At 71.5% G+C, this 14930-nt stretch carries 12 protein-coding genes and 2 pseudogenes; 11 read left to right on the forward strand and 3 right to left on the reverse strand.

The features are described from left to right. Window positions 1-13: 13 nt before the first annotated feature. The 11 genes and pseudogenes from EDD39_RS23715 (at window position 14) to EDD39_RS23760 (ending at window position 11801) form a co-directional block, all read left to right on the forward strand. Entirely contained in the window at window positions 14-1504 is a 1491-nt protein-coding gene (locus EDD39_RS23715) for an amino acid permease (RefSeq protein ID WP_123559116.1), read from the forward strand. 8 nt (window positions 1505-1512) lie between these two features. Next, entirely contained in the window at window positions 1513-2901 is a 1389-nt protein-coding gene (locus tag EDD39_RS23720) for a glutamine synthetase family protein (protein ID WP_162870101.1), read from the forward strand. An 85-nt stretch (window positions 2902-2986) separates the two neighbouring features. Continuing rightward, window positions 2987-4981, forward strand: a complete 1995-nt coding sequence (locus tag EDD39_RS23725; RefSeq protein ID WP_123559120.1) for a Mur ligase domain-containing protein — start codon at window positions 2987-2989, stop codon at window positions 4979-4981. Window positions 4982-5153: 172 nt separating this feature from the next. After that, window positions 5154-5444: a hypothetical protein gene (locus tag EDD39_RS39040; protein WP_148089504.1), complete on the forward strand. Its 291-nt coding sequence runs from the start codon at window positions 5154-5156 to the stop codon at window positions 5442-5444. A gap of 41 nt (window positions 5445-5485) precedes the next feature. Then, entirely contained in the window at window positions 5486-5959 is a 474-nt protein-coding gene (locus tag EDD39_RS23730; RefSeq protein ID WP_123559122.1) for a hypothetical protein, read from the forward strand. Window positions 5960-5994: 35 nt separating this feature from the next. Then, a pseudogene (locus EDD39_RS23735) lies at window positions 5995-7892 on the forward strand (glycoside hydrolase family 15 protein). Continuing rightward, the gene (locus tag EDD39_RS23740) at window positions 7889-8743 is read left to right on the forward strand and encodes a hypothetical protein (protein WP_123559124.1); all 855 of its coding nucleotides are present in this window, start codon (window positions 7889-7891) and stop codon (window positions 8741-8743) included. The pseudogene EDD39_RS23735 and the gene EDD39_RS23740 overlap by 4 nt, the downstream one beginning before the upstream one ends. Beyond that, a complete protein-coding gene (locus EDD39_RS23745) occupies window positions 8680-9054 on the forward strand; it encodes a hypothetical protein (protein WP_123559126.1) in 375 nt (124 codons plus the stop codon). Before EDD39_RS23740 ends, EDD39_RS23745 begins: the two co-directional genes overlap by 64 nt. Window positions 9055-9160: 106 nt before the next feature. Then, the gene (locus EDD39_RS23750; RefSeq protein WP_123559128.1) at window positions 9161-10117 is read left to right on the forward strand and encodes a hypothetical protein; all 957 of its coding nucleotides are present in this window, start codon (window positions 9161-9163) and stop codon (window positions 10115-10117) included. A gap of 54 nt (window positions 10118-10171) precedes the next feature. Then, entirely contained in the window at window positions 10172-10420 is a 249-nt protein-coding gene (locus EDD39_RS23755) for a hypothetical protein (protein ID WP_123560794.1), read from the forward strand. A gap of 113 nt (window positions 10421-10533) precedes the next feature. Continuing rightward, window positions 10534-11801: pseudogene (locus EDD39_RS23760) on the forward strand (IS701 family transposase). A gap of 200 nt (window positions 11802-12001) precedes the next feature. Here the strand turns inward: EDD39_RS23760 and EDD39_RS23765 are convergent. The 3 genes from EDD39_RS23765 to EDD39_RS23775 form a co-directional block, all read right to left on the reverse strand. Further along, complete coding sequence (locus EDD39_RS23765) at window positions 12002-13537, reverse strand: terminase large subunit domain-containing protein (protein WP_123559130.1); 1536 nt, start codon at window positions 13535-13537, stop codon at window positions 12002-12004. Continuing rightward, window positions 13534-14082, reverse strand: a complete 549-nt coding sequence (locus EDD39_RS23770; protein ID WP_123559132.1) for a hypothetical protein — start codon at window positions 14080-14082, stop codon at window positions 13534-13536. Before EDD39_RS23770 ends, EDD39_RS23765 begins: the two co-directional genes overlap by 4 nt. Before the next feature lie 545 nt (window positions 14083-14627). Further along, a complete protein-coding gene (locus tag EDD39_RS23775; RefSeq protein WP_123559134.1) occupies window positions 14628-14927 on the reverse strand; it encodes a hypothetical protein in 300 nt (99 codons plus the stop codon). Window positions 14928-14930: the final 3 nt, after the last annotated feature.

Consider the following 14930-nt stretch of genomic DNA (forward strand, 5'->3'; position numbering starts at 1 on the left):
TGGAGGTTTCGCCATGCCCGGATCCAATCCCGTGCTTCTGCCCGAGGACGACTACCTCCGCTCTCTCGGCTACCAGCCCGAACTGCTGCGCAAGATGGGCTCCTTCGGGAACTTCGCTGTCAGCTTCTCGGTCATCTCGGTACTCAGCGGCTGCATGACGCTGTTCGGCTTCGGGCTGACGGCCGGCGGGCCGACCGTGATGATGCTGGGCTGGGTCGCCGTGGGCCTGGCCGTGCTGCTGGTCGGCATGTCGCTGGCGGAGGTCACCAGCGCCTACCCCACTTCCGGCGCGCTCTTCTACATGTCGAGGCAGCTCGGCGGCCCCCGGTGGGGCTGGGTGACGGGCTGGCTGAACTTGCTGGGGCTGCTGGGCGGGATCGCCGGCATCGACTACGGGGCAGCGGGCTTCATCGCGGCGTTCGCCGGACTGCAGTGGGGCGTCGTTCCGACGCCAGGCCTGATCCTGGGCGTCTTCGCGGGCGTCCTGCTGCTGCATGCGCTGCTGAACGTCGTCGGGGTCCGGGCCGTCAGTGTGCTCAACTCGGTCTCGGTATGGTGGCACCTGGCCGGTGTCGCGCTGATCGTCGGTGTGCTGGCCGTCGTGCCCGCCCGCCACCAGACGATGGGCTGGGTGATCGGACACTTCGAGAACGGCACCGGTTGGTCCAGCCCCCTCTACGCCTCTGCGATCGGGCTGCTGCTGGGCGGTTACACCTTCTGCGGCTTCGACGCTTCCGCTCACATGAGCGAGGAGACCGCTGACGCACGGGTGGCCGCGCCCCGTGGCATCGTCCGCTCGATCTGGGTGTCGCTGCTGGTCGGGTTCGTCCTGCTGGGCGGCCTGCTGTTCGCCGTTCAGGACTACGACGGGACGGTCGCCGCCGCGGTGCCGCCCGCACAGATCTTCCTGGATGCGCTCGGCGCGGGCGGCGCGAAGACGCTGCTGCTGGTCGTCATCGGCGCGCAGCTGTTCTGCGGCAGCGCGGAGACCACCGCCGCGAGCCGGATGATCTACTCCTTCTCGCGGGACGGCGCGCTGCCGGGCTCGGCGACGTGGCGCCGGGTCTCGGCCAACGGCACTCCGGTGCCGGCGGTGTGGCTGGCGGTGACGGTGGCGTTCGTCCTGGCCGTCCCTTCACTCTGGTCGGCCACCGCGTACGGCGCGGTGACGGCGGTGAACGTGATCGGCATGACCCCGTCGTACGTCGTCCCGGTCTTCCTGAAGCTGCGCTACCCGCACAAGTTCACCCCGGGGCCGTGGAACCTGGGCCGCTGGAGCAGGCCGGTGGGGATCGCGGCGGTGGTATGGGTGGCGGTGCTGACGGTACTGGTGTGCCTGCCGCAGCGCGCCCCGGTGACGGTCGACTCGTTCAACTACGCACCACTCACCCTGCTGGCGGTCCTCGCCATGGCGTGGGTGTGGTGGAAGCTCGCCGGCGACAAGTTCGACGTCCCGGTGGTGGCCGACGCCCACCTGGCCAAGATCGAGGCCCAGATCGTATGAGGACGACGATGCGGGCCGCTCGCCCCGCGGCAACCCCTCCCACCAGACCGGTCGGACCGCTGGAGCAACTGGTCACCGACTTCGACCTCGACACCGTGCTGGTGGCGATGATCGACCAACAGGGCAGACTCAAGGGCAAGGAGTACGACGCGGCCGGGCTGGCCGAGCGGCTGGCGGCAGGGTCGTCGCTGGAGGTGTGCGGCTACCTGCTCGGCACCGATGTGGACATGACCCCGGCAGCACGCGGACCGTTCTCGTGGACGAGCGGGTTCGGCGACGTCGAGATGTTGCCCGGTACGGAGCGGGCCCGGCTGCTGCCGTGGTTGCCGGCCACCGCGCTGGTCCTCGCCGACCTGGTCAGTTACGGAGCCCCGCATCCGCTGGCTCCGACTACGGTGCTGGAGCGGCAACTGCGCCTGCTGGCCCGCCTCGGCGTCGTACCCCAGGTCGGCATCGAGACGGAGTTCGTGCTCTACGAGGGCACCCTCCGGGACGCGGAGGCGTCCGGGTGGCGTCGCCTTCGCCCCGCGGCCTGCGGAAACCGCGACTACGCGCTGGACGCCCCCGGCCCGGTGCGGGAGTTCGGCCGTCGCCTGCGGCAGGTCCTCGGGGCGGCCGGCCTGCCGGTCGAGGCCGTCAAAGGGGAAGGTGCGCCCGGTCAGGTCGAAGTGACCTTCCCGTACGGAGTCGCCGAGGAAGCGTGCATCCAGCACGTGCTGTTCAAGCATGCCGCGAAGACGGTCGCGGACGGGCTGGGGCTGACAGCGTCGTTCATGGCGGCGAACCCCGGTGGGGTCGGCTCGGGGATGCACCTGCACGTCTCCCTGCACGACGGTGACGGCCGGTCGCTGCTGGCCGCCGACCCGGAGCGCGGCACGGAGCTGTCGGAACTGGGCGGGTGGGCGGTGGCCGGGCTGCTGGCCGCGATGGGGGAGTTCGGCCCGCTGTGGGCGCCGTACGTCAACAGCTACAAGCGGCTCGCCACCGACCACTCCTTCGCGCCGACCCGCCTCGCGTGGGGTCGGGACAACCGGACGTGCGCGGTCAGGGTGGTCGGCCACGGCCCCAGCCTGCGGCTGGAAGTGCGGCTGCCGGGCGCGGACGCCAACCCGCTGCTCGCCCTGGCAGCAGCGCTGGCCGGCATCCGGCACGGCATCACCGCCAGGCTCGAACCCCCGCCCGCCGTCAGCGGCGACGCCTACGTGCTGCTCGACGCCCCACCGGTGCCGTGCTCCCTCCAGGAGGCCGTCGGCCTGTTCGAGGCCAGCGCGCTGGCCGGGGAACTACTGGGCGAACCTGTGGTCCGGCACCTGGCGCGGGTGGCCCAGATGGACCTGGACCACCACGCCGCGCGCGTCACCGACGCCGAGGTCGAGCGCGGCCTGGCCCAGGCGTGAGTCCCGGGACGGCAGCGGACCAGCCTCCGAGCCCGCCGTCGGCCTGAACCAACTTCCTTGTACTGAACGACTGTTGGAGATCCACATGAGTATCACCGCCCCGTCCGGTACGGCGCCGCTACCCGGACTGCTGTCGGCCGTCCACCTCGTCGGGTCCTGCGAGCCCGGAATGGAGGGCCTGGCCCGCTGGCTGGCCGGGGCCGGTGCCGACGTCACCGGCAGCGTCCCCGAGGCAGAGCAGGGCGCCCCGGCCGTGGCCGCCCTCGCCGAGGCGGGCATCCGGGTGCGGGTCGGATTCGACGCCGAACACCTGCTCGCCGACCGCACCGCGGTGCTGTGGTCGGGGGCGAGCGGGCCGCACCCCGAACTGGACCGCGCCCAGGCGCTACGGCTGCCGATCCTGAGCCGGGACATTGCCCTCAGGGCGGTCTGCGCCGAGGCCGGCAGCGGGGCGGTGGCCGTGGCCGGCAGCCACAGCACTGCTACCGCGGCCGCCGCCCTCGCCCATCTCCTCGACGACGGAGCCACCGGCTGGATCCTCAACACTCCGGCCCGCGGAGCCACCGCCGGGCACGCGGCCGGGCAGCGGGTCGTGGTGGACCTGTGCCCGGACACCGCCACCCACGAGGCCGCCCCGAGGGGCGGCTGGCAGCGACGTCCCACACCGTACGTCCGGCTCGCCACCGAACAGCTCGCCGCCGCGCTGATCATGGCGACCGGCGCCAACGTCCCGCACTACGAGGACCACGTCGCCGGTCTCGACGCCGCCGAACGTCTCGCCCGCCGCACCGACATCCTCGTCCTGCCGACTTGGGACAACAGCACGGTCAACCTGCGCGAACGCCTGGCAGACCGCCCCGTGCCCGGCCAGCACGTGGTCACCGTCGGTATCGCCCCCGACTCCACCGCCCGGATCGTTCACCTCACCCGCACCGGGGTGGGCTATCGCACCGTACTGCGCTACCGGCAGGAGGAGCACTCCTTCCTCCTGCCGGTCACCGGCGAGCACCACGCCCGAGCGGTGTGCGCCGCCGTCGCCTGCGCGCTGGCGCTCGGCGAGCACCCGCAGACCGTCGTCGCCCGAGCCGCCGGCTTCCGCGGAGTCGAGGGCTGCCTCGCCACTGCCGCCACCCAGCGCGGCGTCACCGTGGCCATGTCCCGTGCCCGGCACCCGCACGAGGTCGCCCAGGACGTGCAGGCAGCCCGCTTGCTGACCGAAGGCGCGCTGATCGCTGTCCTGGAACCGGACGGTATCGCCCGCGCCGGCGCCCACGCCGCCGAACTCGGAGACGCCCTCGTCGGCGCCGACCAGGTACTGCTGCTGCCGGTCAACACCCCGTTGGCCGGACACGCCGGGCCGGACCCGCTGGAGGCCATCGAGGAGATGGCCCGTCAGCGGCGCGGTGACGGCACCGTCCATCGCACCGGCCGTAGCCCGGAGCAGCAGATCGACGGACTGGTCGGGGAGGGGGACCTGGTCCTCGTCATCGGCACCGGGGCGGCTCGGCTGCTGGGGCCGCGCCTGCTGGCTCGCCTGGGTCACCCCACTCCGCCGACCGCGCCCGCTCCCGGCCTCGACCAGGAGACGGCTGCGGTCGCGAACAGCCTCAGCGACCTCACCCCCAAGAGCATCGAACTCGCTGTCGCCATCGCGGCCGGCCGCACCGCCCGCGACATCGCCCGCGGCTCCAGCACCTACCGGAGTACCGAAGGCGCCCGAAAAGCGGTCGAACACCTTCTACGCAAGACCGGCGCCCGCCACCGCCGCCAGCTCACCGCTTGGGCAACCGCCGCGAAGATCGTCACCGCTCCGTCCCGCGACACGAAGGCGCTGACCTCCCCGCCAGTTCTACCGCCCCGGATCCAGACGATTCTCCAGGGCTGGGCCGACGGCCGCTCCACCGAGGAGATCAGGAAGGAGCTCAACGTTTCCCAGCCGATCCTGGACGTCTACATCCGCACCCTGCAACTGCACTTGGACGTGGACACCCTCGAGCAGGCCATGGTCGTGGCCGTCCTTTCGGGCCTCGTCCGAGTCGAACTGCCCGGAGATCCGTACCCGGCGGAGGTGACGCCGTGAGCCCCAACACGCAGGGCGGACGCCAGCCGGGAGACGGTTGCGACATACCGCGTCGGGCGTGTTACTGCCTCGGTTCCACCACCGGCTTCCCCGGGGTGTGCCCCATGGCGCTGGCGAGCACGGCCACCGTCCGCGCCACCGGTGTGCCGGTTCCGACCCGGGGAGCGGAGCAGTGACTCCGGAACGCCGGATCGCCCGCGTCGGAGCGGTGCTGGTGTGCTTCCTGCTCGGCTGGCCGGTCGGGGCCGCGCTGATGTTCCTGCTCGAACACCGGGCCAGCGCCCAGCCGGCCTGGCTCGCCTTGGCTGCCGGCTCTGCCCTCGCGGCGGCCGCGGGCTGCGACTGGCTGCTGCGCTGCCGTGCGGCAGGCGGCCGTACTTCCACGCACCGCACCCATGGCGGCCGTCCGGGTCAGGGCCGCACCTCTCCTACCTCCGCACCGGTTCCTCCTGCAGAGAAGTGATGAGCCCTCAACTCCCCTCATTCGTTTCGCTCCCCGCAGGCTTGCGTTACATCGAGGCGCCGGAGCCGTTCCACCCGGACGGCCGCCCGTCGCTGTACCTGGCCGGGGCGACCGTCGGCTGCCCGGACTGGCAGTCGGAGGCGGTCGGCCTGCTGGAGGACGCCGGCTTCGACGGCACCGTCCTCAACCCCAGGCCCTCCCGCAACACCGTCACCAACTCCTATGCCGCGTGGTCTCCGTTCGGCTGGCAGGACCGCAACATCCGCCGTACCAGTGTCGTGCTGTTCTGGAACCCGCTCAGCCACGCACGCGTACAGGAGTGCTACCAAGCCCACCTGTCCACCGCGTACGGCGGGGCGGTGGTCGTCGGTTGCGACCCCGCCGACATCGTCCAACGGGCCAACCGCGCATTGCTCGTCCATGCCCTGCCGTGGCTGGCCGTCGCGGACACGCTCGCCGGCACCGTCTCTGCAGCCCTCGCCGAACTCGAAGTCGCCGCCTCACCTCGGTACTGACCACCCATCACCCACCTGCCCACGTCAGGATCTCCATGCTCCGCACCCTGCCCCGGTACCGGATCGAGGACCATGCGCTCCTCGGCAACACCGCCTCGGCCGCCCTGGTCCTCCCGAACGGGACCGTCGACTGGGCGTGCCTGCCCGGCTTCGACTCCCCGGCGCTCTTCTCCTCCCTGCTCGGCGGCCCCGAGCACGGCTACTGGCGCATCGGCCCGGCCGTCCCGGACGGCCCGCCCCCGGACGCCGACCGCCGCCAGTACCTGGGCGACACCATGGTCCTGCGGCAGGAGTACGACACCGCCAGCGGCACCCTGGCCGTCACGGACTTCATGCCGGCCCCCGACTCCACCGGCGCGGCCGCGCCGCGGATCGTACGGATCGTCGAATGCGTGAGCGGTGTCGTGGACGTCGTCTCCGTCTACCGGCCCCGCGCCGACTACGGCGCCGCCGCGCCGCTCATCCAGCAGGCCACCTCCCGTGCTCCGTGGCTGTCGGCCACCGTCGGGGCCGACACCTACTGGCTCCAGGGCGGTCGCGACCACTCGGTCAACCGCGACCGGATGTGCCGTGCCACGTTCACCCTGGCCGCGGGCGAGGTCACCGCGTTCATCCTCACCTGGGGCCCCACCCGACGCGGCGGGTCCGCCCCGGCCCGGCCGGACGCCCTCGCCGAGCTGGTCGAGACCGTGCGGCACTGGGAGCGGTGGGCACGCGGGTGCACCTACCGCGGACCCCACCGGGAGGCGGTGATGCGCTCGGCCCTCACCCTGGCGGCGATGTGCCACCCGGACGGCGGCATCGTGGCCGCGCCGACCACGTCCCTGCCCGAGGAGATCGGCGGCACCCGCAACTGGGACTACCGGTTCGTCTGGCTGCGCGACAGCGCGCTGGCCGCCGCCACCCTGCTGCGCCTGGGGCGGCTGGAGGAGGCCCGGCGCTGGCTGCACTGGCTCATCACGACCGTCGACCCCGCACACCTCCAGCCGATCTACCGCCTCGACGGCACCACCGACCTCACCGAACAGATCCTGGACCACCTGCCCGGCTACGAGGGCTCCCGGCCGGTGCGCCTCGGCAACGCCGCCGCCGGCCAGCTCCAACTCGACGTGTTCGGCGAGATCGCCGACACCCTGCTGCTGGCCGAGGACGCCGGACTGTCCCCGAGCCGTGGACCGACATCCTGCTGCTGGCCCTCGCCCGGCAGGTGGAGCGCCGCTGGCACGAGCCGGACGAGGGGATCTGGGAAATCCGCGGCCCAGCCCGCCACTTCACCCACTCCAAGATCATGTGCTGGATGGCTGTCGACCGGACCCTGCGGCTGCTGCAACGCCGCCCCGACCCCGATGCCGCCCTCCTGCACCACCTCGCCGAACTGCGCGAGCAGATCCACGCCGACGTGTGCGAACGAGGCGTCGACCCCGAACGGGGCGTCTTCACCCAGTACTACGGCTGCCGGGAGCTGGACGCCTCTCTGCTGCTGATCCCGCTGGTCGGTTTCCTCCCGCCGGACGACAAGCGCGTCATCGCCACCGTCGAGGCCATCCAGCGCGAACTGTCCACCGACGACGGCCTCGTGCTGCGCTACGCCACCGGGCAGCACGCCGCCGCGAACGTCGACGGTCTCTCCGGCCACGAAGGCGCCTTCCTCGCCTGCTCGTTCTGGCTGGTCGAAGCACTGACCGCCATCGGCCGCGACGGCGAGGCCCGCGAGCTGTTCGACCGGCTCCTGTCGCTGCGCAGCGACCTGGGCCTGCTCGCCGAGGAGCGGGACCCGCACGCCTGCCGGCAACTCGGCAACTACCCGCAGGCGTTCTCCCACTGGGCGCTTGTCGACGCCGCGCTCCGCCTCGACCAGAACCGGCCGACGGCCGCGGCGGGCGAGACGCTTCCGGCCCGACAGCCGCAGCTCGCGGGGCAGGTGAGCCGGTGACCGCCACCCCGCTGCCCGACGGCGCCCTCGGCGCTGCGCTCGCCCGCTTCCCCCTCACACCCCCTGTCCCTGCCCGGACGGCGCCGCCGCTGGAGCAGCGGGTGGACGACCTGGACGCGCTGGCCCGCCGCGCCGCCGAGAGTGGCGACACCGCGCTGGCTGCCGAGGTGCACCGCCGCGCCGCACTGCTGCACTTCGACCTGGGCCACCCCGGTACGGCGTACGCGCTGTGCAACCTCCACACCGCCCTGTTCCTCGGGCACCGCCCGCTGAGCGTCGAACTCGCCCGGTGCGCGCTGGAGTTGCAGCTCACCCACGCCGAGCTCCTGATCCGTGAGGGCCTGCCCGGCACCGCCATCGAGCTGGTCCAGGAGATCCTGCGGGCCATCGGGGCGGGCCAGGATGCCGCGGCGGCCGCCGCCGGGATCCTGCCGCTGGCCGGCCTCACCGCCACCGAGCAGGACCGCATCACCCTCTATGACTGGTGGGACAACGCCTCTCTGCAGCTCCTGGCCACCGCGCTGGTGCGTGCCGGCGAGTGGTCGAAGGCCCGGCTCGTCCTGAAGGCAGACCCTGTTCCGCCGCCCGGCCCGGCCGCCGCCCGGCAAATCGAGACGATCACCCTGGCCCTCGGCGGCCAGCACCGGATCGCCGCGACACTGCTGGCCAAGACCCCCCCCTCGACCCCCGCACCCCCTGGGAACACGCGGTCGCCGCCGCGCTCGCCGTCGTCTGCGCCTTGCTCGCCGGACAAACAGACAGCGGCGAACTCACCGCACTGTTCGACGTGCTGGGTGACGCCCACGACACCTACGACCCCACCGGCGACCCGCTGTTCGACACGCAGCTGACGCTCGCCTGCGCCGACCTGTGCACCGCTGCGGAGCGGCCGGCGGGCGCGCACCGGCTCTACGAGATCGCCACCGACTGGGCGCTCCAGACCCCCGACGGCCACAGCGCCCGCGCCCTGCTGGGCCACGACCTCGCCGCCCGACTGCCCGAAGAGCACAGACGGGAACTGACCGAGACCACCATCCGCGCCGGATTCCGGGCTGCCGCGCTGCCGCACGACCTCGACGGCCGGGTCACGGCCGCGCTGGCCCTGGCCGCCGAGGCCATCACCAGCGCCACCGCCAACTCCGCCCTGCCGCAGCAGCCGTGACCGGGCCGACTACCGCGCCGCACTCCCGGGCACCCCCGCGGTTTGGTCCGGCGCAGCTCCCCGGTACGCCGTCCGCACCGACCCCGACACTGAGAGGCACACATCCATGACCACCACGCCCCCGCCCGCCACTGCCGAGCCCGCCCGCCCGGTCATGCTGCACGTCGGCTGGAACATCCAGCACGGCTGGAAGCTCCCCGAGGCGATCGGCTTGTTGAAGCAGTTCGCCCAGGAGCACGGCGTTGACCGCCCGCACCTGCTCACCCTCCAGGAACTCCAGGAGGACCAGGCCGAGAAGGTGGCCGAGCAACTGGGGCTGGCCTGCGTCGAGGCACCCAACGTCCGCCCCGGGTCGCGCAACGCGCTCTTCTACGACCCCGAGATGTTCCAGCCCGACCCGGACTGGACCGCCTACTCCACCGAGGTCCGGCACCGCCCCGCCACCGCGAAACTCCGCCTCATCCACCCCGACACCGGCGTCCTCGGCCGGCGCGAGATGTCGGTGGCGAGCATCCACCTCGACTTCGGCGACCCCGACAACCGGCAGCACCAGATCCGCTGGCTGCTGGCCAACATGTACAAGCACAACTGGCTGGCCCTCTTCCAGGGCGACATGAACAGCTGGCCGGTGTGGGGCTGCCCGCTCTCCCTGGACCGGGTCGTGGACCGTGCGTTCGCTCTGGACCGCTCGATCATCCGGGCCGACGTAACCACCGGGCCCGACGACGTGCCCGACCGGATCATGACCACCCGCCACATGGTCGATGTCGGTCGGCACGCCGCCACCGTGCTCGGCCAGACCGGCGCGGACCGGGCCACCACCTGGGACGGGCCCAAGAAGGCCCGCCAGCAGATCCCGGCCGAGGACTGCCCGCCCGGTGGCCTCGGCCCGATCGACCGCACCTACGTCTCCCGGGAGCTGGAGCCCGCACTCCTCTCGTCCGCGACCCCCGCCACGCCCGAGGTGGAAGCGGTCTCCGACCACCTCCCGCAGGTCACCGCCTGGGATCTGCGGCAACTGTGGGAGGTGATGGACGCCGAGGTCGAGACCGTCCGCCACTAGTACTCCAGTGCGACTTCGCGATCATGTCGGTCTCCCGGTCTACCCTTGCTGGCCATGGGCTACGACGTGCACATCACGCGGCGCGAGAACTGGTGGGATGAAGAGGGCCAGGACATCAGCACGGCGGAATGGGAAGTGCTGGTCGCTACCGACCCCAGCCTCGTGATGGTTCCGATGTGGTGGAACGCCGGGCGGATCGTGTCCAAGAACCCGAGCGATGCGGTGATCGCGACGATGTGCCGGGTGGCGAAGGAGCTGGACGCCCGGGTTCAGGGCGACGACGGCGAGTACTACGACGCCTGACGGCTGCGGCCACCGCGAGATGATCAAGGGTTGTGTGGACTCTTGAAGATCGTGTGGTGGCCGCGAGCGATAGCGTAGACCCTGCTCGATGGCGGGCGTTGTTCGACCAGGCCATGGCCAGGATTGCGGGCCTGTTCGGACGGGTGGAACCGCGGGCCACCGCCCGCGCCTATCTGCTCGGCTTGCTGTCCGGCACCGAGCGCAAGAACTGCTGGCGGCTGCGGAGCACGCCGGCCATGCCCGGCCCGGACCGATGCAGCGGCTGCTGCGGGGTGCCCGGTGGGACGCGGACGCAGCGTGCGACGAGGTTCGCCGCTACGTCCTGGACCACCTCGGCACCGACGATGGTGTCCTGATCGTGGACGAGACCGGATTCCTGAAGAAGGGCCGCGGTTCGGCCGGTGTCCAGCGGCAGTACACCGGCACCGCCGGACGGATAGAGAACAGCCAGGTCGGCGTCTTCCTCGCATACGCCTCCAGCAAGGGTCGGGCGTTAATCGACCGTCGGCTCTACCTGCCCGAACACACCTGGTGCCAGGACGCTGAACGCCGCCGCAGGGCCGGCGTGCCCGACGACATCGTCTTCGCGACCAAACCCCGCCTCGCCCTGCAGATGATCGCGGCGGTGCTGGACGCCGGAGTGAGTACGTCGTGGGTGACCGGCGATGAGGCATACGGGCAGGACCCCGGCCTGCGGGCCGGGCTGGAGGCCCGCGGGATCGGCTACGTGCTGGCGGTCTCATGCGCGACCAGGGTGCGGATCAACCAGGGACGCACCCCGATCCGCACGGACGAGGTCGCCAATCGCCTGCCCGTCTCCGCCTGGCACCGGCAGAGTGCCGGCGCCGGGGCGAAGGGGCCCCGCTACTACGATTGGGCCTGGGTGCGCATCGGCACTGGCGACTACCGCCACCTGCTGATCCGCCGCAATCCCACGACCGGCGAGCTCGCCTTCTACCTGTGCTGGTCACCCCGGACCGTGCCACTGTCCGAGCTGGTGCGCGTCGCCGGCACCCGCTGGTGCATCGAGGAATGCTTCCAGGCGGCCAAGGGCCAGGTCGGCCTGGATCACTACCAGGTCCGGAACTGGACTGCCTGGCATCGGCACGTCACCCTGGCCATGCTCGCCCTTGCGTTCCTGGCTGTCGCCGTCGACGACGCGCGGCCGACCAGGCCTGCGGATCCGAACCGTCCCACCCGAAACGGGGAACCGGTCGACCTCACCGTCCCGGAGGTCCGCCGCTTGATCGGCGTACTGTTCAGCCCTCCGGCCACGTCCCTGCGTGCGCTCCTGCACTGGTCGAACTGGCGCAGAAGCCACCAGGCTTCGGCACGTCGCAGCCACTATCGGCGGCGACTTTCCGTTCCCTCAGGAACGTAGATCGCAAAGTCACACTGGAGTACTAGCTGTCCCGTCCGGGTCGTACACCGGGAGAAGGCGAAATGTGACCAACCCTGGACAGAGGCAAGACGATTCACCTGCAACGGAGCTGTCCCCAACCCGACCGGGCAGTCTAGGTCTGGCGGAGCAGTTGCTGCGCCCGACGGTATGGGCGGCCCGCTTCTGCGGGCCAGCCCCGGCTACCGGCGGCCCCGCAGGCGGCCGTCGTCCATGCCCTGTCCGAGGGCGTCGGCCTGGCCGCCGCCTGCCAGTTCGGTGAGGTCGTGGACTGCGGCGTCCATCCGGTCGGGGCTGTTCATGCCGGCCACCCAAGTCACCATCTGCCCCTCCAGCTCCGCGAAGTGGCCGACGTGGTGGACGCGGCCCTGGTCGTAGAGCTGCGCCACCGGCTCGGCCCGCAGCCGCTTGCCGACCTTCGCGTTGACCTCGACGATCATCGGCATCAGCTGGCCGCGGGTCTCCCCGTCGCGGGCGAGTTGGTCCCAGGCCTGCGAGACGACGGACTTGGCCATGTTGCCGCCGTAGTTGGCCTCGACCACGATGGCGTCCGCGCGCAGCGACAGGGCCAGTCGGCACGCGGTGAGGCCCCAGTCGTTGGCGCCGAGGGTGCCGGACTTGTCGGCCAGGACGTACAGGTGGTCGTCGTTGTCGGCGCCGAGGCCGACGATGCCGGTCTCGTCGTTGACGGTGGAGTCGCCGCCGGACGGGTCGACGGCGACGACGACCCGGGCCAGCTCGATGGCGGCGAACTCGACCGGGGTGAGGCGGTGCTTGTCGATCCAGGCCCGCTGCCACACCCCGCCCTCGACGGGGCGGGGCTTCTGCTGGAACAGGCTCCACCAGACCCGCTCGCCGACGGCGCGCCGGATCGCCGCCAGGGCCTTGCGCCCGTACCGGGCGGGCCACAGCGGTTCGCCGATCTTCCGGCCGAGCGCGTCGTCCTCGCTGTCCGCGATGGCGGGCAGGTCGATGATCGTCCAGTCCGAGGCGGTCTCCCCGGCGAGAATCCGCCCGGCAAGATCATCTTCATGCCAGCGGGTCTGGATGACGATCACGGACCCGCCCGGCTCGACGCGAGTGAGGAGGACGGCCTGCCACCACTCCCACAACCTGCGCCGCATCATCGGTGACTGGGCGTCGGCGTCGTCCTTGATCGGGTCGTCGACGACCGCGAGATTCGCGCCCTTGCCGGTCAGGCCGCCGCCGACACCGGCGGCGAACAGGCCGCCCTCCTTCGAGAGGATGTCGAACCGGTTCGCGGCCTTCGACCCGGGGTGCAGGTTCAGGCCGAGCTGGTCGCCCCACTCGGTGATCGCGTCCCGGATCCACCGGCCGTGGTCATCGGCCAGATCGGAGGAGTACGAGGCGATCATGATCCGGTGATCCGGGCGCTGCGCCAAGTACCACAGCGGCGCCCACCGGGCCGCGCGCCTCGACTTCCCGTGCCGGGGCGGCATCGTCAACAGCAGCCGAATCGACTCCCCCGCGCCGATCCGCTGGAACGCCTGGTCGATCAGGTCCAGGTGCGGGGCCTGCATCTCCTTACCGTCGGTGAGGACCGCGGCCAGCGACCCGGGCGAGTGCCGCATCGCCAAGTCCCGCTCGACCGCGGCCAGCCGGCTGCGCAGCGCCGGCGACGCTCGGGCGGCGATCTCCCGGCGCCGCTCCGCCGGCAGCACCCGGTACTGCTCGACCAGGACGTCGACGCCGCTCACTGCCCGCCCCGCTCGGCGTCCGGGTCGGTCAGGGCGATCAGCGCCGCCAACTCGTCGGCGGTCGCGTCGGTGACCTCGATCGGGCCGCCGTCCTGCCCGCTGATCTCCGTGCGCAGCGGCCGGTCCAGGCCGCGCAACCGGGCCCGACGCTCCATGATCCGCAGCGCCCGGTCGATCGCGGGCAGCTCGCCGTCGCGCACTGCCCGCCGGTACGCGACGAGGAACAGCCGGTCCAGCCGGGCGTCCTCCAGGGCCCGCAGCGCCTCCATGTCGGCCTGCGACGAGGCGATCCGCTGCTCCAGGGCCTCCGTGATGTCCCGGTTCACCGACCGGATCAGGGTCTCCTCGTCCGGCGCGGGGCGGCCCTTGGCGTACAGCTCGTGCCCGTACCCCAGCGGGTAGGCGATCCGGTCGGAGTTCAGGGTCGGGTCGGCGGCGAGCTTGCGGCCGACGGTCAGCGGGTCGGCGCCGGCCAGGCGCAGTTCGACGGCGTCCGCCCGCCGCTGGGCGATGGCGGCGCGCTGAGCCCGGGTAGGGCGGGGCATGGGCGCAGGTCCTCCAGGAATGCGCCCCCGCGCCGGATCCATGATCCCTCACCGGCCGCGCCGTTCCCGCCTCCTCTGCGCGAGCGGAGCACACAGAGCCAGCCGAGCAGTCGCCGATCCTGCCCCTCGCCCGGTCTCCGGCCAGGCAATCTGCCCCGCCACCACAGGTGGTGGCGGGGCAGACCTGGAATTCTTCTTGCTCCGAAGTAGCTCCTGAAGCGGATCTCAGCCGTTAATCATCATCTCCGAGTACGTGAGCACCCAGGGCTGCCGCCAAGACCTCGGCTGCGGTTTTTGTTGCTCCACCTTACCGACCGGTGATGTCGATGTTCCGCACCACCATGCGAATTCTGCAGTTTCGCCCGGAACGCTGAATGTATTTTCCAGGCCGGAGTCGCTGAACTCCCAGGGAGGCCATTCTTCGATCAACGGACTCCGGGTGGCAAGATCCTCCCATCCCTCGATTCCGATCGGGTCGCTTTCGCTCTCCGTCCAGCCCTGCGCCCGAGTGATGTGAAATTCGGATCCAATTCTCCTAGGACCTCCTAATCCTCATCGCCCTGCACGCGCGCGGCCATGGCGACTGCAAGCCGCTCTGCAACCTCCTGCGTTTTTGCTGTCCATTCTCCCCTGATGTCGATGCGCCCGTGACGCCAGGAGAAGAAGGTGTCTTCTCCAGGAGCGGCGAATGTCTTCTGAGCGCCGATGTCCGACCACTCCAAGGCCCCACGTTCCTCGAGGAGCGGACTCCGGCTTGCCAGTTCTTCCCACGATTCGCGGGGGATCGGAGCGTCCTGACTGTCGAACCAGTGCTCTGCACGGGTGATGTGGAAGTCGTAGCTCATGCT

Source organism: Kitasatospora cineracea (assembly GCF_003751605.1).
GTDB classification, from domain to species: Bacteria; Actinomycetota; Actinomycetes; order Streptomycetales; family Streptomycetaceae; genus Kitasatospora; species Kitasatospora cineracea.

Bases quoted from the DNA above. Each gene is read 5' to 3' on its own strand.
- EDD39_RS23750 (WP_123559128.1), top strand. From the start codon at position 9,161: ATGACCACCACGCCCCCGCCCGCCACTGCCGAGCCCGCCCGCCCGGTC.
- EDD39_RS23715 (WP_123559116.1), top strand. From the start codon at position 14: ATGCCCGGATCCAATCCCGTGCTTCTGCCCGAGGACGACTACCTCCGC.
- EDD39_RS23775 (WP_123559134.1), bottom strand. From the start codon at position 14,927: ATGAGCTACGACTTCCACATCACCCGTGCAGAGCACTGGTTCGACAGT.
- EDD39_RS23755 (WP_123560794.1), top strand. From the start codon at position 10,172: ATGGGCTACGACGTGCACATCACGCGGCGCGAGAACTGGTGGGATGAA.
- EDD39_RS23770 (WP_123559132.1), bottom strand. From the start codon at position 14,082: ATGCCCCGCCCTACCCGGGCTCAGCGCGCCGCCATCGCCCAGCGGCGG.
- EDD39_RS23725 (WP_123559120.1), top strand. From the start codon at position 2,987: ATGAGTATCACCGCCCCGTCCGGTACGGCGCCGCTACCCGGACTGCTG.
- EDD39_RS23720 (WP_162870101.1), top strand. From the start codon at position 1,513: ATGCGGGCCGCTCGCCCCGCGGCAACCCCTCCCACCAGACCGGTCGGA.